Source organism: Azospirillum fermentarium (genome assembly GCF_025961205.1).
In the GTDB taxonomy this organism is placed as follows: domain Bacteria; phylum Pseudomonadota; class Alphaproteobacteria; order Azospirillales; family Azospirillaceae; genus Azospirillum; species Azospirillum fermentarium.
Window position 1 is genome coordinate 706,054 of the sequence record NZ_JAOQNH010000003.1, and the last position, 20,319, is coordinate 726,372.

16 protein-coding genes are annotated in these 20,319 nt (G+C 68.5%); 8 read left to right on the forward strand and 8 right to left on the reverse strand.

Annotated elements, in window-relative coordinates:
• Window positions 1-28 precede the first annotated feature (28 nt).
• Window positions 29-601 (reverse strand): NAD(P)H-dependent oxidoreductase, encoded by a 573-nt coding sequence (locus M2352_RS23435; RefSeq protein ID WP_264666947.1) that lies wholly within the window; start codon window positions 599-601, stop codon window positions 29-31.
• Between the two features lie 290 nt (window positions 602-891).
• On the opposite strand from M2352_RS23435, the gene M2352_RS23440 reads away from it, so the two are divergent.
• The 5 genes from M2352_RS23440 to M2352_RS23460 all read left to right on the forward strand — a co-directional run bounded on the left by M2352_RS23440 (window position 892) and on the right by M2352_RS23460 (window position 7,600).
• Window positions 892-2,949, forward strand: coding sequence for a sigma-54-dependent Fis family transcriptional regulator (locus tag M2352_RS23440; protein ID WP_264666948.1), 2,058 nt, complete (start codon window positions 892-894; stop codon window positions 2,947-2,949).
• 153 nt (window positions 2,950-3,102) lie between these two features.
• Window positions 3,103-3,957 (forward strand): amidohydrolase family protein, encoded by an 855-nt coding sequence (locus M2352_RS23445; protein WP_264666949.1) that lies wholly within the window; start codon window positions 3,103-3,105, stop codon window positions 3,955-3,957.
• Between the two features lie 36 nt (window positions 3,958-3,993).
• Window positions 3,994-5,124: an alkanesulfonate monooxygenase gene (ssuD, locus tag M2352_RS23450; RefSeq protein WP_264666950.1), complete on the forward strand. Its 1,131-nt coding sequence runs from the start codon at window positions 3,994-3,996 to the stop codon at window positions 5,122-5,124.
• On the forward strand, window positions 5,121-6,302 hold the full coding sequence (locus M2352_RS23455; protein WP_264666951.1) for an acyl-CoA dehydrogenase family protein: 1,182 nt from the start codon (window positions 5,121-5,123) through the stop codon (window positions 6,300-6,302). The genes ssuD and M2352_RS23455 overlap by 4 nt, the downstream gene beginning before the upstream one ends.
• 38 nt (window positions 6,303-6,340) lie before the next feature.
• Window positions 6,341-7,600, forward strand: a complete 1,260-nt coding sequence (locus tag M2352_RS23460; RefSeq protein ID WP_264666952.1) for a bifunctional 3,4-dihydroxy-2-butanone-4-phosphate synthase/GTP cyclohydrolase II — start codon at window positions 6,341-6,343, stop codon at window positions 7,598-7,600.
• A gap of 328 nt (window positions 7,601-7,928) precedes the next feature.
• Here the strand turns inward: M2352_RS23460 and M2352_RS23465 are convergent, their stop codons facing one another.
• The gene (locus M2352_RS23465; protein WP_264666953.1) at window positions 7,929-9,215 is read right to left on the reverse strand and encodes a benzoate/H(+) symporter BenE family transporter; all 1,287 of its coding nucleotides are present in this window, start codon (window positions 9,213-9,215) and stop codon (window positions 7,929-7,931) included.
• 204 nt (window positions 9,216-9,419) lie between these two features.
• On the opposite strand from M2352_RS23465, the gene pdxR reads away from it, so the two are divergent.
• The 3 genes from pdxR (at window position 9,420) to M2352_RS23480 (ending at window position 13,140) form a co-directional block, all read left to right on the forward strand.
• Complete coding sequence (gene pdxR / locus M2352_RS23470; RefSeq protein ID WP_264666954.1) at window positions 9,420-10,856, forward strand: MocR-like pyridoxine biosynthesis transcription factor PdxR; 1,437 nt, start codon at window positions 9,420-9,422, stop codon at window positions 10,854-10,856.
• 173 nt (window positions 10,857-11,029) lie between these two features.
• The gene (locus M2352_RS23475; RefSeq protein WP_264666955.1) at window positions 11,030-12,334 is read left to right on the forward strand and encodes a serine hydroxymethyltransferase; all 1,305 of its coding nucleotides are present in this window, start codon (window positions 11,030-11,032) and stop codon (window positions 12,332-12,334) included.
• Between the two features lie 26 nt (window positions 12,335-12,360).
• A complete protein-coding gene (locus M2352_RS23480; protein ID WP_264666956.1) occupies window positions 12,361-13,140 on the forward strand; it encodes a YggS family pyridoxal phosphate-dependent enzyme in 780 nt (259 codons plus the stop codon).
• 25 nt (window positions 13,141-13,165) lie between these two features.
• Here the strand turns inward: M2352_RS23480 and M2352_RS23485 are convergent, their stop codons facing one another.
• The 6 genes from M2352_RS23485 to M2352_RS23510 form a co-directional block, all read right to left on the reverse strand.
• Entirely contained in the window at window positions 13,166-14,941 is a 1,776-nt protein-coding gene (locus M2352_RS23485) for a sigma-54-dependent Fis family transcriptional regulator (protein ID WP_264666957.1), read from the reverse strand.
• Between the two features lie 566 nt (window positions 14,942-15,507).
• Window positions 15,508-17,064 (reverse strand): class I adenylate-forming enzyme family protein, encoded by a 1,557-nt coding sequence (locus M2352_RS23490; protein ID WP_264666958.1) that lies wholly within the window; start codon window positions 17,062-17,064, stop codon window positions 15,508-15,510.
• Between the two features lie 132 nt (window positions 17,065-17,196).
• Entirely contained in the window at window positions 17,197-17,874 is a 678-nt protein-coding gene (locus M2352_RS23495; protein ID WP_264666959.1) for a 3-oxoacid CoA-transferase subunit B, read from the reverse strand.
• A gap of 15 nt (window positions 17,875-17,889) precedes the next feature.
• On the reverse strand, window positions 17,890-18,591 hold the full coding sequence (locus M2352_RS23500) for a CoA transferase subunit A (RefSeq protein WP_264666960.1): 702 nt from the start codon (window positions 18,589-18,591) through the stop codon (window positions 17,890-17,892).
• A 57-nt stretch (window positions 18,592-18,648) separates the two neighbouring features.
• Window positions 18,649-19,686, reverse strand: a complete 1,038-nt coding sequence (locus tag M2352_RS23505) for a zinc-dependent alcohol dehydrogenase family protein (protein ID WP_264666961.1) — start codon at window positions 19,684-19,686, stop codon at window positions 18,649-18,651.
• A 109-nt stretch (window positions 19,687-19,795) separates the two neighbouring features.
• Window positions 19,796-20,299, reverse strand: coding sequence for an acetone carboxylase subunit gamma (locus M2352_RS23510; RefSeq protein ID WP_264666962.1), 504 nt, complete (start codon window positions 20,297-20,299; stop codon window positions 19,796-19,798).
• Window positions 20,300-20,319: the final 20 nt, after the last annotated feature.

Consider the following 20,319-nt stretch of genomic DNA (forward strand, 5'->3'; position numbering starts at 1 on the left):
AGGGGGGTCGGATAAGGGAAGGGGGGGATCACTCGGCGGCGGCAGCGGCGGCGCGCGGGGCCAGCCGGTTCAGCGTGGCGATCTGCACCGCCTCGTCCGCGGCCTTGGCCGCGCGGGCGGCGATCTCGGGGTTGGTCAGGCGGTAATCGGTGAAGTCGGCGTCCAGCGCGAAGACGCCGGTCGGCACCGTGTGCGCCTGGAAGAAGCCGAACAGCGGGCGCAACTGGTGTTCGACCACCAGCGCGTGACGGGCCGTGCCGCCGGTGGCGGTCAGCACCACCGGCAGCCCGATCAGGGCGTCGGGCGGCACGAAGTCGATCAGGTGCTTGAACAGGCCGGTGTACGACCCCTTGTAGACCGGCGTGCCCACCACCAGCAGGTCGGCCCCGGTGATGGCGGCGATGGCGCCGGCCACCCGCGGCGGGATGGCCGCGGGATCGGTCAACGCCCCCAGATCCGCCCCCAGTTCACCCACCACGATGTCGGTGCGGTCGATGACGATGTGGGCGGCGATGCCGTCCACCACCGCATCCACCAGCGACCGGGTGCGGGAACGGGAACCAAGATTTCCCGAAACGGTGGTGACCTTGATCTTGCTCATGTGGGTGCTGCTCCAGTTCAGGGCGATCCTGGAGCCTGATTTCGCAAGTGCCGTGCCAGTCGGTGATTTCGTTTGTTTTCAAGGCAATAATCGGATTGCGCGGGGATGCGCCCCGCTTCAAACGCAACAGCGGGCCGGGTGCCCGTGCTGCACATGCAGCAACACCGCCGGTATTACCATGCTGTAAATCGGCCAATTTGAACAATTACATTTTGTAATATAATGATTTATTTCATACAAATATACTGGACAATGACGGAGCGCAGTCTTTCACCGACGGAGGTGCCGCCATGACCCGGAGCCACACACGCGACCCCTGGCACGACGCCGCCGACACCACCTGTGGCCCCGGCATCCAGGCGACCGGCCACGACCAGCGGCGCATCGTCGCCTTCGATCCCGAAAGCCGCAGCCGCAAATCGCCCATCCGCGCCACCGCCATGGTGTTCCACGACCCGGTGTCGCAACGGCTGCGGGTGGATCTCGACCGCATCGCACCGTCGGACGCCACGGTGCTGATCATCGGCGAAACCGGCACCGGAAAGGAACTGGTCTCGCGCTACATCCACGCCAGCAGCCGGCGGGCGTCCGGCCCCTTCGTGGCGGTCAACTGCGGCGCCTTCACCGATTCCCTGGCCGAAGCGGAACTGTTCGGCTTTGAAAAGGGGGCCTTCACCGGCGCGCTCAAGACCCAGCCCGGCTGGTTCGAGGCGGCGGACGGCGGCACCCTGCTGCTGGACGAAATCGGCGACCTGCCGCCCGCGCTGCAGGTCAAGCTGCTGCGCGTGCTCCAGGAACGCGAGGTGGTGCGGGTGGGATCGCGCAAGCCCATCCCCGTCAACGTCCGCGTCATCGCCGCCACCAACGTGGATCTGGAAGCGGCGGTGGCGGCACGCCGCTTCCGCGAGGATCTCTATTTCCGCCTGAACGTGGCGTCGGTCCGGCTGGCGCCGCTGCGCGAACGCCCCGGCGACATCGCGCCGCTGGCCGAGCATTTCCTCGACATCCACAAGGAGCGGCTGGGCCGCCCCGATCTGATCCTGGGGCCGGAGGCACAGCGGCGGCTCGGCCATTGCCCGTGGCCGGGCAACATCCGGCAGTTGGAAAACGTGCTGCACAACGCGGTGCTGCTGGCCCCCGGCCCGGTGATCGGGCCGGACGACGTGCGGCTGCGCTGCGAGGGGCACAGCCGCAGCGCCCCCGACAGCCCCCTGCCCTGCGATGTGGAGGGGGCGGTCAAGGCGCTGGTGGCCCGCGCGGTGGACGACGGCGAGCCGGACCTGTACGACAGGGTGCTCCGCACGGTGATCCGCACCGCCTTCGATCTGGCCGACGGCAACCAGATGCGGGCGGCGGAAACCCTGGGCATGACCCGCAACGCCTTCCGCACGCAGTTGGCCCATCTGGGCGCCATCCCGCCGCGGCGGCGCTCGCCCTCGGCCCCGCCGCCGGTCCCCGCCCCGGCGGCCCCGGCGGTGGGGCGGCTGATCGACCTGCCCATCGGCTACCAGAAATACGGCACATCCAGCATCCTGAAGATGCGCGGGGCGGTGGAACGGCGGCTGGCCGCCCACGGCTACCGCGTCACCTGGACCGAGTTCCTGTCGGGGCCGCAGCTGATGGACGCGCTGGGGTCGATGCAGGTGGAGTTCGTCGCCACCGGCGAAGCGCCGCCGGTGTTCGCCCAGGCCGCCGGCGTGCCGCTGGTCTATGTCGGCTACGACCCACCCGCCCCCAGCGCCGAGGCGCTGGTCGTCCGCCGGCACAGCCCGTTCTACAGCACCGCCGACCTGACGGGCCGCACCATCGCGCTGCACACCGGATCGAACGTGCATTACTTCCTGCTGCGGGCCTTGCAGGCCCACGGGCTGTCGTTCGACGACGTGTGCGTCCGCCATATGCGCCCCGCCGACGCGCTGGACGCGCTGCTCGACGGCACGGTGGACGCCTGGGCCATCTGGGATCCGCTGCTGTCGTCGGCGCAGGTGCGCGGCGATACCCGCGTGCTGACCGACGGCAGCGGGCTGGTGCCCAATCACCAGTTCTATCTGGCCAACCAGGGCTTCGCCGACCGCAACGCCGAAGCGGTGGCGATCCTGCTGGACGAGTTGGGCAAGGCCGGGGAATACGCCGCCCGCCACGCGGCGGAGGCCGCACGCTCCATGGCCCGCGGCCTGGGCATCGAGGCATCGGCCCTGGAACTGGCGTTCAGCCGCCTGACCTACGGTGCCAAGCCGCTGGACGACCGGGCGGTCAACCAGCAGCAGGCGGTGGCCGACAGCTTCCACGCCCTGGGCCTGCTGCGCTCCAGCATCTCGGTGCGCGAGGCGGTGTGGGCGGGGGCGTGACGTTGCCAATGCAGCAACGGGGCTGGGAACGGTGTTGCCATTGCAGCGCCGCACCCGGCCCCGCTGCCCCGTAACACGCTGATTTCGAAGAAATTTTTGATGGCACTGATGTTGCAGTCCCGAGAGTCAGCACCGCAACCGGAGACCGCCACCGTGCCTCGCACCATCATCGACCTGCGCAGCCGTCCCGCCTTTCTGCACGATTTCTACGGCGCCACCCCCGGCAGCCCCGGATTCGAAGCCGCCAAGTGGCTGAACCGGCGGGTGGGCGCGCGGGACGACAGCCATTTCACCCGCTCCACCACGCTCGACGGCTTTCTGGCTGAAATCCACGACGCCGGCATCACCGCCGCCGCCTTGATCGGGCGCGACACCCCCGGCGTCAGCACCTCCAACGACCGGGTGCATGAGCTGGTGACCGGACGGCCCCAGTTGATCGGCGTCGGCTCCGTCGATCCCCAGCGCCAGGGCACCGCCGCCGCGGTGGCGGAGGCGGAGCGCGCCATCGTCACCCTGGGGCTGAAGGGTATCAATGTGGAGCCGGGCTTCCTCGATCCCGCCATCCCCTTCGACGACCCGCTGCTGCTGCCGGTCTATGAGGCGTGCCAGCACCTCAAGGTGCCGGTGTTCCTGATGACCGGCCCGACCACGCCGGACCCGCGGTTCAACGACCCCGCACCAGTGGGGCGCATCGCCCGCCAGTTCCCCAACCTGGACATCGTCATCCACCACGGCTTCTGGCCCCATGTGGCGGACATCATCGGCATCGCGTTCCGCTACCCCAACGTCCATCTGGTGCCGGACATGTACCTGTTCCTGCCCGGAACCCGGCTGTACGTGGAGGCGGCGAACAGCTTCCTGCGCGACCAGTTCCTGTTCGGCTCCTCCTTCCCCTTCCGCCCGATGAAACAGACGGTGGACGATTTCCTGGCCCTGGGCTTCGACGGCGCGGTCCTCGACAAGCTGCTGTTCGAAAACGCCCGCCGGCTGCTGGCGCTCGATCTGTAACGCGCCCCTCCCCCCTTCTCCCAAGGAACACCCGCCATGGATATTTTCTGGTTCCTGCCGGTGTACGGCGACGGCCCCTATCTCGGCAGCCAGGTGGACAGCCGCCCGGCCACCCTTTCGTACTTGAAGCAGATCGCCCAGACCGCCGACCGCCGTGGCTATCACGGGGTGCTCGTGCCCTGCGGCAAGGCGTGCGAGGAACCCTACATCGTGTCCGCCGCCCTGATCGAGGCGACGGAACGGCTGCGGTTTCTGGTCGCCACCCGCCCGTCGGCGCTGACCCCCACCTTCGCCGCGCGGCTGGCCACCGGGCTGGACCGGCTGTCGGGCGGGCGGTTCTATCTCAACGTGGTGGCCGGCGGCGATGCCGACGAGTTGGCCGGCGACGGGGTGTTTCTGGACCACGACGCCCGCTACGCCCACGCCGCGGAATTCTTCACCGTGTGGAAACGGGTGCTGGCCGGGGAAACCGTGGATTTCGACGGGCAGCACATCAGCGTGCGCGGGGCCGCCGTGCCGCTGACCCCGGTGCAGCAGCCGCACCCCAAGCTGTTCTTCGGCGGCTCGTCCCCCGCCGGGCACGCCGCGGTGGCCGAGCATTTCGACACCTATCTGACCTGGGCCGAGCCGCCGGACGCGGTGGCGGCCAAGATCGCCGACGTGCGTGCCCGCGCATCCGCCCATGGCCGCACCCTGTCCTATGGCCTGCGCGTCAACATCATCGTGCGCGAGACGGAGGCGGAAGCCTGGGCCGCCGCCGAGACGCTGGTCAGCAAGATCGACCGCGCGGCGGTGGACGCCGCCCACACCGCCTTCCGCCGCTTTGAATCCGAGGGGCAGCGGCGCATGACCGAACTGGCCGCCCGTGACGATCTGGTGGTGTCGCCCAACCTGTGGGCCGGGGTGGGGCTGGTGCGCGGCGGCGCCGGCACCGCCCTGGTGGGCAGCGCGCGCCAGGTGGCCGACCGGCTGCTGGAATACCGGGATCTGGGCATCGACGCCTTCGTGCTGTCGGGCTATCCCCATCTGGAAGAGGCGGAGCGGGTCGCCGATCTGCTGTTCCCGCTTCTCCCCGTCACCGCCCCGCCGCCCGCCGCGCAAACGGCACCGGAGGTGGCCTTCGTCAGCCCCTTCACCGGGCTGCAGCCGGTGCGGAGCGCGTCGTGAGCGCCGCCCCCCTCTCCACCCCCGCCCTGCGGGACGCGCTGGCCGGCGTGAAGGCGCTGCTGGCGGAAACCGCCGTGGCCCGCGACCGGGCCGGCGGCACCGCCAAGGCCGAACGGGACGCCATCCGCCGCTCCGGCCTGCTGACGCTGGCCGTTCCCCGCGCCCATGGCGGCCATGGGGAGGGCTGGCCGGCAATCCTGGGCGCCGTGCGGGAACTGGCGCAGGTGGATTCGGCACTCGCCCACCTGTTCGCCTTCCAGCACCTGATGGTCGCCTCGGTCCTGCTGTACGGCAACCCGGAGCAGCAGGCGGCGCTGCTGGCGGCGACGGTGGCGGGGCCGGCGTTCTGGGGCAACGCGCTCAACCCGCTGGACCGCCGCACCACCCTGACCCCGCGGGCGGACGGCGGGTGGATTCTCGACGGCACCAAGAGTTTCTGCTCCGGGGCCAGCGATTCCGACCTGCTGCTGGTGTCCGCCGACGGCCCCGACGGGGTGCTGCGCATCCTGGCGATCCCGACGAAACGGGCGGGCATCGCCGTGCTGGACGACTGGGACGCCATCGGCCAGCGCCAGACCGACAGCGGCACCGTCACCTTCACCGGCGTGGCCGTGGAAGCGGCGGAGATCCTGGGGCCGCCGGGGCCGTTCGGCGGCACCCCGTCCACCCTGCGCCCCTGCATCGCCCAGTCGATCCTGGCCTCCATCTATCTCGGCATCGCCGAGGGGGCGCTGGCTGCGGCCCGTGATTTCACCCTGACCGAGGGGCGCCCGTGGCGGGCCTCGGGTGTCACCAACGCCGCCGACGATCCCTATCTGCTGCACCATTATGGCGAGTTGCAGCTAGCCGTCGCCGGGGCCGACGCGCTGGCCGGGCACGCGCTGGACCGGCTGCAGGCGGCGTGGGAGCGGGGCCGGGAACTGACCCCCACCGAGCGGGGGGAAACCGCGCTGGCCGTCGCCACCTTCAAGCTGGCCGCCGCCCGCGCCGGGCTGGACGGCGCCACCCGGCTGTTCGACGTGACCGGCGCGCGGGGCACCGCCGCCCGCTACGGCTTCGACCGCTTCTGGCGCAACATCCGCACCCATTCCCTGCACGACCCGCTGGATTACAAGCTGAAGGAACTCGGCGTGTGGGCCTTGACCGGGGCGCTGCCCGAACCCGGTTTCTATTCGTAACCCCCCTCCCCTCGGACGGAAGAAAAGGAACATCGGTCATGGCGCTCGCGCCCATCGAACAGGCCCTGGCGGCCATCGCCCGCGGCGGCTTCGCCGTCGTGGTGGACGACGAAAACCGCGAGAACGAAGGCGACCTCATCATGGCCGCCGACCGCGTGACGCCGGAGGCCATCGCCTTCCTGGTGCGCCACACCAGCGGCGTCCTCTGCGCCTCCCTCACGGGCGAACGGCTGGACGCGCTGGATCTGCCGCAGATGGTGGAGCGGAACGGCGAATCCATGCGCACCGCCTTCACCGTGTCGGTGGACGCCCGCACCGGGGTTTCCACCGGCATTTCCGCCGCCGACCGGGCGCTGACCATCCGGCGGCTGGCCGATCCGGCGGCGGTGGCGGGGGATTTCGTGCGCCCCGGCCACATCTTCCCCCTGCGCGCCCGCCCCGGCGGGGTGCTGGCCCGCCCCGGCCACACGGAAGCGGCGGTGGATCTGGCCCGGCTGGCCGGCTGTGCCCCCGCCGGCATCCTGTGCGAGATCGTCAACGACGACGGCACCATGGCCCGGCTGCCGGACCTGACCGTCTTTGCCGAACGGCACGGGCTGCCGCTGGTGTCCATCGCCGGCCTCATCGCCCACCGGCGGCGGACGGAGATCCTGGTCCGCCGGGTGTCCACCGCCCGCCTGCCCACCCGCCACGGCGACTTCACCGCCCATGTGTACGAATCCCTGCTGGACGGGGTGGAGCACATGGCCCTGACCCTGGGCCGCCCGGAACAGGACGCGGCCCCGCTGGTGCGGCTGCATTCCGAATGCCTGACCGGCGATGTGTTCGGCTCGGCCCGCTGCGACTGCGGCGACCAGCTCGACAAGGCGCTGGCCGCCATCGCGCGGGAGGGGTCGGGGGCGGTGGTCTACCTGCGCGGTCACGAGGGGCGCGGCATCGGGCTGGGGCGCAAGCTGGCCGCCTATGCCCTGCAGGACCAGGGCCGCGACACGGTGCAGGCCAACCAGGATCTGGGCCTGCCGGTGGACGGGCGCGATTATCTGGCCGGTGCCCACATCCTGCGGGATCTGGGGATCGGGCGGGTGCGGCTGATGACCAACAACCCGGCCAAGCCCGCCGCCCTGACCGGCTTGGGGCTGGCGGTGGAGCGGGTGGCCCTGCCCGCGGCGGTCACGCCGTTCAACCGCCGCTATCTGACCGCCAAGCGCGACGTGCTGGGTCATGCCATCGAGGTGAAGGAGCCGGCGGAGGCCAAGCCCGCCGTCTACCGCGCCGCGGGCCGGATCGCCGCCGCCTGAGGCGGGCCGCACCCAAGACCGAACAATGACGGATATCCGCCCGCGGCAGCCACGCGCACAGCGTCGGCAGCCGCCGGAATGGCGGCGTGTGGCGGCTGAGCGGGCGCAAGCGCTTCGCCACGGGGTGCGAGGGGCTGGCGTGGTCCACCGTGTCGGCGGTGACCGACGAGCCGGAACCCCGCGTCGGCCTGTTCATCGTGTCCCACGGCACGCCGGGCATCACCATCGTCCGCCATGTGGTGTTCGAAAACGCGGTGACGGCGGTGGAACAGGTGCTGGCCATCGTCGGCAATGCCGGGGTCTCGCGGGATCACCCGTTCGAACGTCATCACCGCAACGTGGTGTGCGCCCGCACCCACGCTCCGGCGGCGCCGCTGATCCGCGCGGCGGCGGCGCGGGCGGCGCTGGCCGGCAGGCCGGGATCCCGCGTCGAAAACCGGCCGTGCATCACGGCATAAGCGACAAGGCCGATCACCAGCCCCCAGAACGCCCCGCCGATGCCGAACATCGTGATGTTTGCCGCCGAGGCCAGGAAGGTGATGAGCGATGCGTCGCGGGACGCCGGGTCGGCCATGGCCCCGGCCAGGCTCCCGCCGATGGTGCCGAGCAGCGCAAGCCCCGCCAGGGTGGTGATGAAGGAGGCGGGGAACGCCATGAAGACCGCGGCGAGCGTCACCCCGAACACACCCACGAGAACATAGAACACGCCGGCGGCGATCCCGCCGATCCAGCGCTTGGAGGGGACTTCATGCGCCTCCCGCCCCGTGACGATGGCGGCGGTGATGGCGGCGATGTTGAAGGCGTGCGACCCGAACGGCGCCATGAGAAGCGAACCGAGCCCGGTAACGGTCACGATGGGGTTGGCGCTGGTCCTGAAACCATCATTGCGCAGAACCAGCATGCCCGGCATGTATTGGCCCGTCAGCGTGATGAGGAACAGAGGCAGCGCAACGCTCAGAAGGGCGTTCAGCGAAAATGCCGGCATGGTGAAAACCGGTGCGGCAAGCGTCAGCTCCAGCCCCGACAGATCGACACGGTCCTGCAGGAGCAGAAAGGCAAGACCGATCACCAGAATGCCGACCACGGCGTAACGGGCGGTAAAGCGCTTCAGCAGGACATAGGCGACGATCAGCAGCCCGACCAGCATGGGGTCGGCCGTGGCCCCACCGAAAGCCCCGATGCCGAACTGCAAAAGGATACCCGCGAGCAGGCCCGAAGCGATGCCGGATGGGATCAGCCGGATGACCGTCTCGAAACAGCCCGACAGGCCGAGCACGGCGAAGGCGGCCGCCGACACCATATAGGCACCGATGGCCTCGTCGTAGGGCGTGGTGGCCAGCGCGGTCACCAGAAAGGCGGCGGCGGGCGTGGACCAGGCGGTGATGATGGGCTCCCGGTAGCGCCAGCTCAGGAAAAGGCCCGTCAGACCGACACCGATCGAGACCGACCAGACCCAGGATGCCGTCAGTTCGGGGCTGAGGCCGGCAATCCGGGCGGCCTGGAACACCAGGATGAAGGTGCCGCCGTAATTGACGATGACGGAGATCAGACCTGCGGTGACGGGGTGGACGATATCATCGAAGCGAAGGGGGGATGGTGACGGGCTGGATGGCATGATGCGGACGACCCTCCTGGAAAGCGGACACGGAACCACGAGAACACGCCGTCACCTCTAGCCTGCCAATGGCTGGATATTCCCCGCCATTTTCCTTAATATGGCCAGACCAATTTCCTTTTCCGTTCCGGCAAGCCTCCCTTGTTCAAGCATTCCCAACTGGAATCCGTAAAGGCATGGCTCGCCCATCCCGCTCATGCGGCCATGCCGCGTCATGCCCGGATCCAGCGCGCGATCCGGCAATTGATCCTCGACGGTGCCCTTGGTCCGGGAAAACCGCTGCCGGCATCGCGGGCGCTGGCCGTTTCGCTGGGCGTCTCCCGCGATACGGTCGAATCCGCCTACGCCCAGCTTCACGCGGAGGGGTTTATCGAACGGCGTGTCGGCAGCGGGAGTTTCGTGGCCGAGATGACGGATTTCACCCCTGGCCGGCGGCGCCCAAGGCGCGGCCCCCCCGCGCTCAACCCGGCACCGGACCTGAGTGCGCGCGGGGCCGCCATCTTTCACGGCGAAGGCGTGCGCGGAACGGCCGTGCCCCGGCCCTTCACCCAGGGGGTGCCGGAAACACGCACCTTCCCGCTCCAGCTCTGGGAGCGTCTGCAACGGCAGGTGTTGAAGGAAGCCGGCACGCAGGCCCTTCTTCAAAGCGATCCGCAGGGTGCGGAACCGCTGCGGCGGGCGATCGCGGACTATGTGAATCTCGAACGCGGGGCCCGCGCCACGCCCGGCCGCGTGCTGGTGCTCACCAGTTCCCAACAGGCGATGGCGCTGTGCGCAACCATGCTGTTCGATCCCGGCGACCGGATCTTCATCGAGGATCCCGTCTATGCCGGCGCCCGGAAAGCGTTCGATGCCGCCGGTCTCGCGTGCGTGCCCGTTCCCGTGGACCGGCAGGGCATCGCGGTTGAACGGATCATCGGCGATCCGCACCCGGCAAAGGCCGTCTCCCTGACGCCATCCCACCAGTTTCCGACCGGGGCGACGCTGGCCCTTGACCGCCGCCTTGCCCTGATCGACTGGGCGGCCCAGCACCACGCATGGATCATCGAGGACGATTACGACAGCGAATTCCACTACGCGGGCAAGCCCACGGCGTGCGTGCAGGGGCTCGACCCCCACGACCGGACCATCTACATCGGAACCTTCACCAAATCACTCTTCCCCGGCCTGCGGATCGGTTACGCCGTGCTGCCGCCGCAACTGGTCACGCCCATGACCGTCGCCCGCACGCTGCTGGACGGGCACACCGCCTCGATCACCCAACTGACGCTGGCCCGTTTCATGGAAGGCGGGCATTTCGGGGCGCACGTCCGTGCCATGCGGGGCGTTTATGCCGAACGGCTCGGCGTGCTGGCCCGCCTTGCCGGCACCCATCTTTCCGCTTTCGTGGAACCCCGCGTCCCGACCGGCGGGCTGCAAATGCCCTGTGTGCTGACCGGCGGCCTGTCCGAGCGGGCGGCCCTCGACGCGGCCCATCGTGCCGGCATCGATCTCATGGGCCTGTCCACGCTCCATGCCGCCGGGACCGGTCAGGCGGGCTTCCTGATGGGCTTTGCCGCCTACACCCCGGCCGAGATCGAGGCTGCGGTCAGGACGCTCGCACGCGCACTCCAGTCCATCGCGTTCGAAAAACACCGCTGACCGGCGGCGCGGGGAATCCGGGGGAGGAAACGCGCCGCCCGCACATTGGTCTGCTCTCATATCAATAAGTGGAGGGGTTTGGCAGACCATCGTCCTGTAAGGTTTCGGCAGGCATCCGCTTCACCGCCGTGCGGCGTGGCGGATGCCTGCCGAAACCTTACAGGACGTCTGATATGGCATCGTTCATCGATCAAGCCCCGCACCGGCACACGGACAATACGGCGCAAGGATTCGCGTCTCCGGCCACCTATGACGATCCTGTCTTTTCCGCGCTTGAAAAGGAACGGGAGCGCCAGCGCGATTCCATCGAGTTGATCGCTTCGGAAAATTTTGTCAGCCTTCCGGTTTTGGCGGCGCAAGGGTCGATCTTCACCAACAAATACGCCGAAGGCTACCCGCACCGCCGTTATTATGGCGGCTGTGCGAACGTCGATACGGTCGAGGATCTTGCCATCGGCCGCGTGAAGCAGCTTTTCGGCAGCGCCCATGCGAACGTTCAGCCCCATTCGGGCAGTCAGGCCAATCAGGCCGTCTTCCTGGCCCTGCTCAATCCCGGCGATACGATCCTCGGGCTCGACCTGAAGGCGGGCGGCCACCTCACCCACGGCACGTCCGTGAACATGTCGGGCCGGTGGTTCAATGCCGTGAGCTACGGCGTCCAGCCGGACAGCCATCGGATCGACATGGATGAGGTCGCCGCCCTTGCCCGCGCCCACCGCCCGAAGCTCCTGATCGCCGGCGGCTCGGCCTATCCCCGCATCGTGGACTTTGCCCGCTTCCGCCGGATCGCCGATGAGGTGGGGGCCGTCCTGATGGTCGATATGGCGCATTTCGCCGGCCTCGTCGCCGGCGGAGCCTTCCCCTCGCCCATTCCCTTCGCCGATGTGGTGACCTCGACGACCCACAAGACGCTGCGGGGGCCGCGCGGCGGGTTTGTGCTGACCAACGATGCCGGGATCGCGGGCAAGATCAATTCGGCCCTGTTCCCCGGCCTTCAGGGCGGACCGCTCATGCACGTCATCGCGGCCAAGGCGGTGGCCTTCGGCGAGGCGCTGCAGCCGGCCTTCCGGGTCTATGCGAAGGCTGTCGTCGAAAACTGCCGCACCCTGGCCCGGACGCTTTCCGAAGGGGGGCTGGCCATCACCTCCGGCGGCACGGATTGCCATCTGGCGGTCGTTGACCTCCGTCCCCTCGGCGTCACCGGGAACGCCGCGGAGAAGGCGCTCGAATCCGTCGGCATCACCCTCAACAAGAACGCGGTCCCGAACGATCCCGAAAAGCCGATGGTCACGTCCGGGATCCGGGTCGGCAGTGCGGCGGGAACCACCCGCGGTTTCGGTCCCGATGACTACCGCCAGATCGGCGGTCTCATCCTGGATACGCTCCACGCCGTCCGCGACGGGACTCTCGATGCCCGGCGGGAGCACATCAACGGACAGGTCCGCGGTCTCGCGGCGCGTTTCCCCCTGCCCTATTGATCACCACCGGAAAGGGCCGTGCCAACATGAGCGAACCGGCAAGAACCGATCTGTCGCCGTCCGACATCGCGCGTTTCGGGGCCGATCCCGCCGCCACCTTCGCTGCGAACCTGAAAGCGGTGCAGGACCGCATCGCCGCGGCCTGCCACCGCAGCGGCCGGTCCCCCGGCGGCGTCCGCCTTCTGCCCGTCACCAAGACGGTTCCCGCCCACATCCTGCGCTTTGCCGCCGCGGCGGGGATATCCGACTTTGCCGAGAACAAGCTGCAGGAGGCGTGGGGCAAACACACCGAACTGTCCGGCCTGGATATCCGCTGGAGCATCATCGGCCATCTTCAGACCAACAAGGTGAAGCATCTGGTCCGCTTCGCCGCGGAGTTCCATGCGCTCGACAGCGTTCGGGTGGCCAGCGCGCTGAACGGCCGTCTGGCCGCCGAAGGCCGCCATCTCGATGTCTTCATCCAGGTGAACACCTCGGGCGAAGCCAGCAAGTATGGGTTGCACCCGGACGAGCTGTTCGGCTTCATCGAGCGCCTGCCGGACTTTCCCTGGCTGAAACCCCAAGGGCTGATGACGCTGGCGCTCTTCAGCGCCGACACCGGGCGTGTGCGGGCCTGTTTCCACCGGCTCCGCGCCTTGCGGGACCGTGCCGCCGCGGTTCACCCCGGCCTGACCCGGCTGTCGATGGGTATGTCGGGCGACTTCGAGGATGCGATCGCCGAAGGCGCGGATGTCGTTCGTGTCGGCCAGGCCATCTTCGGCCCCCGCCCGGTGGCCGACTCGTTCTATTGGCCGGGTCTGCCGTGATGGTTCCCGCACGCCCCCCGCTTTATCACGGCCCGGCATCGGGATTCCGGTCGAGATTATAGCGTTTCATCTTTTGGTAGAGCGTGCTCTTGGCAATGCCCAGCGATTCCGCGGTGCGGGTCAGGTTCCCGCCGTGCCGGCTGATTGCCGTGATGATGCTCTGGCGTTCGTTTTCCTCCAGCGTCGGAACCGTCCCGGCCCGTGGAGCCGGGACGGCCGGCGCGAAGGCGGCGGGTGCCCCGCCGATTTCGGCCGGCAGATCGTCGGGGGCGATGACCTCCCCCTCGCTCAACAGCAGCATGCCTTCGACGACGTTCCGCAGTTCACGGACGTTGCCCGGCCATGCGTGCCCGCACAGGGTCGCGATGACGGATGGTTCGACCCTCTTCGCCGGAACGCCGTAGCGCTCGGCGGCCTTTTCGATGAAATGCTGCACGAGCAGCGGAATATCCTCCGCCCGTTCGCGCAGCGACGGCAGGTTGAGCACCGTGACCGACAGGCGGTAGAACAGGTCCATCCGAAAGCGCCCCTTCGCCACCTCGTCCCGCAGGTCGCGGTTGGTGGCGGCGACGAGCCGGACCTTGATCTTCCGGGGCTTGTTCTCGCCGAGCCGGTAAACCTCGCTGTCCTCCAGGACGCGCAGGAAATGGGCCTGCAGGTCGATCGGCATTTCACCGATTTCGTCGAGGAACAGGGTGCCGCCGTCCGCCGCTTCGAATTTGCCCAGCATGCCGCCGCGGCGTGCGCCGGTGAAGGCACCGTCCACGTACCCGAACAGCTCGCTTGCCAGCAGTTCGCGCGTCATGCCGCCGCAGTTGAGAGGGACGAAGGGGCGGCCCTGGCCGGCGCCGGATTCGTGGAGCGCGCGGGCGAACACCTCCTTGCCCGCGCCCGTGGGGCCGAGCAGGAGGACGGGAACATGGACCCGTGCCAGTTGGCGGGCCTTGGCCTTGGCCTTCAGGATGGCCGGGCCGGACCCGATGATCCGGCCGAAGACGTCGCCGTCATCCGCCTCGGCCCGCCGGCGCTCGGCCCTTTGCGGCACGGGCCGGGCCGGCAGGACCAGCACGGTGCCGAGAAGCTCGTCGTTGTCCAGAATCGGTTCGGCACGCCCGTCGCCGGTGTCGAACAGGTTCGCCGCCGTGTCGAAGGCAATGCCCTTGGCATTCAGGGCTTCGCACGCGGCTTCGTTGGCGCGCACGAGGCGGCGGCGGCGGTCGAAGATCATGATGCCGTCGTTCAGCCAGCGGCTGGCCCGGTCGAGCGTCAGGTCGAGCAGACGCGACCGCTTCTCGATCTCGATCTTGGCAAGCCGGCCTTCGATCCGGGCGGCCCCGGCACAGACCAGCGCCAGGCAATGGCTGTTGTGGGCTCCGCTCAGGCCCGAGATGTCGAGCACCCCCAGAATCCGTTCGTCGTAAGGGTCGCGCACGACCATGGCGGAACACGTCCAGTGCTTGATGCCTTCGCAGAAATGCTCCGCCGACAGGATTTGCACCGGCTGCCCCGTGGCCAGGGCCGTGCCGATGGCGTTGGTGCCGCTGACCCGCTCGTCCCAATGCGCGCCGAGCATCAGATGGATGTCCTGTCCGTTATCGAGCGTCGCCGGGTCGCCTTCCATGCCGATGATGACCCCCGCCGGGTCGGTCAGCACCATGGCGGTACCGGACTGGCTGAGAAATTCCGTGGCCTGCTTCATCACCGGACGGGCGGCGTTGACCAGCTCCTGGTGAAGCTGCTGGATTTCCGCGACCCCGTCGGCGGAAACCGACAGCGGTGCATGCCGGGTTGCCGGGTCCACACCCTGGACCAGGCAACGCCGCCACGAATCTTCGACCAGCCGCCTTATGCTGTCCGTCGGAACTTCGCCAAAGGAAAGAAAACGCTCCCATGCCGCCAGAAGAGAGGTTTCCTTCCTCCCGGCCCCGGACTCCGGGGCTTTGTCGTAAATTACCACCACCCCCTCCCATGCCGATGCTTTTTTGCGCAGCAAGGCACTTATTTATTATAGTTATTATTGCATGCCACAAATCCCCGGGCAAGCATGAAGGTTTTGGCGGTAAGTTTTTATTGGCGCTCTCTTGCCGATACTGAAAACACCACGGCACGGCGAAAGCGCCGCCACCCCTTCACGCAGGTGACGGCCGGGACGGGAGTGGCAGCAAATTCCGCGCCATCGCCGGACAACGGATGATGAGAGCGGAAATCGGCCCGTTTCCCCCTGCCATGGCGGGCGGCGGGCGGAAGCCGGCGTTCGATTTTCGAACGCACCGTACGGATTTCAAACGGACGCGGGGCCGGAATACCGGTCCCTGCCCTTGTTCATGCCCATGCCCTTGTTCATGCCCATGTCCATGCCCAAGGGCTTCATCCATCCCGCCGAAGACCGCCGCCGCCGGCGATGCGCTGCCGCAGGTCGGTCTTCAGCACCTTGCCGGTGCTGTTCTTGGGCAGGCCGTCGAGGAAAAGATAGACACGGGGCCGCTTGAACCGCGCGATGTGGTCCAGGCACACCGCATCGAGATCCGCCGGGCCGATGGCATTCCCCTCCCGCGGGACGACGCAGGCCACGACCTCCTCCCCCCAATCCGGGTGCGGCTGGCCGATCACCGACACCTCCCGCACCGCGGGATGGCGCAGGAGCACCTCCTCCACCTCGCGCGGGTAGACGTTCGAACCGCCGCTGATGATGACGTCCTTGCTGCGATCGAGCAGCGTGAGGAAACCATCCCCATCGAACGCGCCGATATCGCCGGTGTGCAGCCAGCCGTCCCGAAGCGTCCTGGCCGTGGCGCCGGGGTCTTGCCAGTACCCCATCATCACCACGTCGCCGCGCACCACCACCTCGCCGGTGTGTCCGGGGCCGAGGACCGCGCCGGCCTCGTCCACGACACGGACCTCGACGCCGGAGCGCGCGCAGCCGACGCTGCCCAGCCGTTCTTCGTAGCGGGGATGCCCGGTATCGGCGTGGCAGGCCGTGGAAAGCCCGGTGATGGTCATCGGTGCCTCCCCCTGGCCGTAGATCTGGGCGAGGTGCGGCCCCACGAGAGCCAGCGCCCGCTCCAGATCGGCGCGGTACATGGGGGCGCCGCCATAAATGATGGTCTTCAGGTTGCCCAGCGGCGCAGCGGCGAAGGCCGGGGATGCGGTCAGACGGTTGAGCATGGTGGGGGCGGCGAACAGGCTGAGGCCGCTGTGATGACCGAGCAGGCCGGCGATTTCGGCGGGATCGAAGCCGCCGCTTTCCGGCACGACGGTGTTGGCGGCCATCGCCACATGCACCAGCCCGTAGAGGCCCGAGCCATGGGATTGCGGGGCGGCGTGCAGCATCGCATCGCCCGGCGCCACCCGGCCGATGTCGGCCAGATAGGCATCGATCATTGCGCGCAGGTTGCGGTGGCTGAGCGTGGCGCCCTTGGGGCGTCCGGTGGTCCCGCTGGTGTAGAACAGCCAGGCCGGATCGGTGGCGGCCACCGGAGCGGGCGGCTCTCCGGGAACGTCGGCATCGCGGATCCGCCGGTACTCGGGGCTATCCACATCGATGATGCCGCCGGCTGCCGCCACATCCGCGGCACCGGCGGCCACGCTGTCGGCCAGATCGGCGGTGACGAAGCAAAGCCGGGCGCCGGAGTGGCCGAGAATGAACGCGATCTCCCGCCCATGCAGCTTGGGGTTGATGGGAACCGCGGTCATGCCGGCGTGCCACACGGCGAACAACACCTCCCAGAACGCCGGGCAATTGGTCATGGCAAGGCCGACGCGGGCCCCCGGCGGCAGACGGCGGCCGGCACGCAGGTGGTGGGACAGGGCGCGGACGCGGGCCGCAAGCGTGGCGTGGGTGGCATGGAGCCGTGTGCCGAGCGTCAGCGCGGGGCGTCCGGGATAGACGCGGGCGTTGTGCTCGACAAGATGGGCCAGAGTCATGGCGCCCTCCTTCCGTGCAGGAACGGGGACAAAACCGCCGGGCGCGGGGGGCACCCGGCGGCAAGTTCGGAAAGGCATCCGGCGAGGGGGCGGGGTGCCTTTCCGCGGACAGGGTTCACGCGCGTGCCGGTATCAGAGGGGCGGGGTGAACGACCCCCGGCGTCCGCCGGCCAGCGCGATGTCGAACGGCGCCCCGGTTTTCGCCGCGATCTCGTCGATGGCGACGCCGGGGGCGCATTCGGTCAGGCGCAGCCCGCCGCCCCGCTTGTCCACCGCGAACACCGCCAGATCGGTGATGATCAGATCGACGGCGGCGACCCCGGTCAGCGGCAGGGAACACCATTCGACGATCTTGTGCTCGCCGTCGCGGGCGGTGTGCTCCATCACCACCACGACCTTGCGCACGCCGGCCACCAGATCCATGGCGCCGCCCATGCCCTTGACCATCTTGCCCGGCACCATCCAGTTCGCCAGATCGCCCTTGGCACTCACTTGCAGGGCGCCCAGGATGGACAGGTCGATGTGGCCGCCGCGGATCATGGCGAAACTGTCCGCCGACGAGAAATAGCTGGTCTTGGCCAGTTCGGTGATGGTCTGCTTGCCGGCGTTGATGAGGTCGGCATCCTCTTCGCCGGCAAACGGGAACGGCCCCATGCCGAGCATGCCGTTCTCGCTTTGCAGCGTCACCTCCATGCCGGCGGGGATGTAATTCGCCACCAGCGTCGGAATGCCGATGCCGAGGTTGACGTAGAAGCCGTCGTGCAGCTCGCGGGCGGCACGTTCGGCCATCTGTTCACGGGTCCAGGCCATGTGTGCTCCTCCTGCTTACGCCCGCGCCCGGACGGTGCGCTGCTCGATGCGTTTCTCGTAGACGGGCCCTTGAAGGATGCGCTGCACATAGATGCCGGGCGTGTGGATCTGATCCGGGTCGATGGTGCCGCTGGGGACGAGGTGCTCGACTTCCGCCACCGTCACCCGCCCGGCGGTGGCCATGACGGGGTTGAAGTTGCGGCTGGTCTTGCGGAAGACCAGATTGCCCTCGGCATCGCCCTTCCAGGCCTTGACGATCGCCAGATCGGCGACGAGACCCCGTTCCATGATGTAGGTGTCGCCGCCGAAGTCCCGCTGCTCCTTGCCCTCGGCCACCGGCGTGCCGACGCCGGTGCGGGTGAAGAAGGCGGGAATGCCGGCCCCCCCGGCCCGGATGCGTTCGGCCAGCGTGCCCTGGGGGTTGAATTCCAGCTCCAGGGCACCGCTCAGGAACTGTTGAGCGAACAGCTTGTTCTCGCCGACATAGGACGAGACCATCTTGCGGATCTGCCGGGTTTCCAGCAGCGTCCCCAGACCGAAGCCGTCGATGCCGGCGTTGTTGGAGATGACGGTGAGGTCGCGCACGCCGCTGTCCTTGAGGGCTGCGATCAGGTTCTCGGGAATGCCGCACAGGCCGAAGCCGCCGGCCATGATGGTCATTCCGTCGAACAGCAGTCCGTCAAGGGCGCCGCGGGCATCGCCGTAGATCTTGCCCATGACTGTTCCTTGTCTTCTTTGAAAATTGGGTCGTTCGTGGCACCGGGCAGCCGCCCTTCATGCCTCGATCACGACCTTGAGCGCCCTGTGATCGGCCGCCCGGGCAAAGGTGTCGTAGGCGTCCAGAATGGATGCCAGGGTGAAGCGGTGGGTGATCAGGTGCTGCGGCGCCAGCTTCCCCGCCCGGATCGTCCGCAGCAGCATCGGCGTGGACACGGTATCGACCAGCCGGGTGGTGATGGTGATGTTGTGGGCCCACAGCCGCTCCAGGTGCAGGTCCACCTTGGCACCATGCACGCCGACGTTGGCGATGGTGCCGCCGGCGGCCACGATGTCCTCGCACAGGGCGAATGTGGCGGGTATCCCCACCGCCTCGATCACCACATCGGCGCCGCGCCCGCCGGTGAGCGACAGGACCGCCTCCACCGCCGAGCCCGCGCCGCTGTTCACCGTGCCGGTGGCGCCGAACCGGCGGGCCACATCCAGACGGTTGTCGTCGAGATCGATCATGATGACCGCGGACGGGGAATAGAACTGGGCGGTCAGCAGCGCGGCCAACCCCACCGGGCCGGCGCCGACGATGGCGACCGTCTTGCCCGGCTCCACCTTGCCGTTGAGGACGCCGCATTCGAAGCCGGTGGGCAGGATGTCGCTCAGCATCACCAGCGCCTCCTCGTCCATCCCGGCGGGGATGGGGTGGAGGCTGGTGTCGGCGTGGGGAATGCGCACATACTCCGCCTGCGTGCCGTCGATCCGGTGGCCGAGGATCCAGCCGCCGTCCACACAGTGCGAATACATGCCCATGCGGCAGAACTCGCACTTGCCGCAGGCGGTGATGCAGGAGATCAGCACGTGATCGCCCGGCTTGAAGGCGGTGACGCCGCTTCCGGCCTCCTCCACCACGCCGACCCCTTCGTGCCCGAGGATGGTGCCGGGCTGGCAGTCCGGAACGTCGCCCTTCAGAATGTGCAGGTCGGTGCCGCAAATGGTGGTCCTGGTGACGCGGACGATGGCGTCGGTCGGGCCGGCGAGCCGGGGACGGGGACGGTCCTCCACCACCTTGCGCCCCGGCCCTTGATAGACGAGTGCTTTCATTGGGAATCTCCGGTTTTTTTCCGTCGCCGCGCACGCGCGTTCCCCGGCCCGCCCCCCCGTGGGTGGGGGGGGGCCGGGGCGCGCCGGGATCGGGGGGCCGATCCGCGGGTTACGCGGCGCGTTCGGGAACCGGAAGATTCATCCAGTCACGGTAGAACGCCTCGATGTCGGGCTCGAAGTCGTGGACCACCGGGTACCACGGGGTCGGTGCCTCCACGTCGTGCATGGTGCCGCAGGTCGGGCAGTAGTATTCACGGTACACCTGCCACTGGGTGTCCGGGGCCATCAGCTTGGGATAGACCTCGGTCATCGCCTCTTCGGTGTCACGGACATAGAGGGCGGCGTGCAGTTTCCAGTTTTCCCGGTAATCGCAGAATTCGTGGCCGCAGTCGCACTTGGTGACCCACTGCTTGGTGTCGGCCTTCTGCACGATGTGCAGGTGCGGGCCGAGGGGCAGCACGATGGCTTCCGTGAAACCCACCTTGGCCTGCAGCGCCGCGATGTACTGCTGAAAGCGGCTGTTGTCCTTGGGCATGGACAGCATGCGGAACGTGGTTTCCCAATCCAGCTTGCCGTCGATCAGGTGGGAGATCTGTTCGTTGGTGTAAGACATGGTTCTCTCCTTGGGGCAGG

What these genes read in the sequence shown, in the direction of transcription:
- M2352_RS23435 (WP_264666947.1), bottom strand. Translation starts at nt 601, where the DNA reads ATGAGCAAGATCAAGGTCACCACCGTTTCGGGAAATCTTGGTTCCCGT.
- M2352_RS23440 (WP_264666948.1), top strand. Translation starts at nt 892, where the DNA reads ATGACCCGGAGCCACACACGCGACCCCTGGCACGACGCCGCCGACACC.
- ssuD (WP_264666950.1), top strand. Translation starts at nt 3,994, where the DNA reads ATGGATATTTTCTGGTTCCTGCCGGTGTACGGCGACGGCCCCTATCTC.
- M2352_RS23460 (WP_264666952.1), top strand. Translation starts at nt 6,341, where the DNA reads ATGGCGCTCGCGCCCATCGAACAGGCCCTGGCGGCCATCGCCCGCGGC.
- M2352_RS23465 (WP_264666953.1), bottom strand. Translation starts at nt 9,215, where the DNA reads ATGCCATCCAGCCCGTCACCATCCCCCCTTCGCTTCGATGATATCGTC.
- pdxR (WP_264666954.1), top strand. Translation starts at nt 9,420, where the DNA reads ATGCCGCGTCATGCCCGGATCCAGCGCGCGATCCGGCAATTGATCCTC.
- M2352_RS23475 (WP_264666955.1), top strand. Translation starts at nt 11,030, where the DNA reads ATGGCATCGTTCATCGATCAAGCCCCGCACCGGCACACGGACAATACG.
- M2352_RS23480 (WP_264666956.1), top strand. Translation starts at nt 12,361, where the DNA reads ATGAGCGAACCGGCAAGAACCGATCTGTCGCCGTCCGACATCGCGCGT.
- M2352_RS23490 (WP_264666958.1), bottom strand. Translation starts at nt 17,064, where the DNA reads ATGACTCTGGCCCATCTTGTCGAGCACAACGCCCGCGTCTATCCCGGA.
- M2352_RS23495 (WP_264666959.1), bottom strand. Translation starts at nt 17,874, where the DNA reads ATGGCCTGGACCCGTGAACAGATGGCCGAACGTGCCGCCCGCGAGCTG.
- M2352_RS23500 (WP_264666960.1), bottom strand. Translation starts at nt 18,591, where the DNA reads ATGGGCAAGATCTACGGCGATGCCCGCGGCGCCCTTGACGGACTGCTG.
- M2352_RS23505 (WP_264666961.1), bottom strand. Translation starts at nt 19,686, where the DNA reads ATGAAAGCACTCGTCTATCAAGGGCCGGGGCGCAAGGTGGTGGAGGAC.
- M2352_RS23510 (WP_264666962.1), bottom strand. Translation starts at nt 20,299, where the DNA reads ATGTCTTACACCAACGAACAGATCTCCCACCTGATCGACGGCAAGCTG.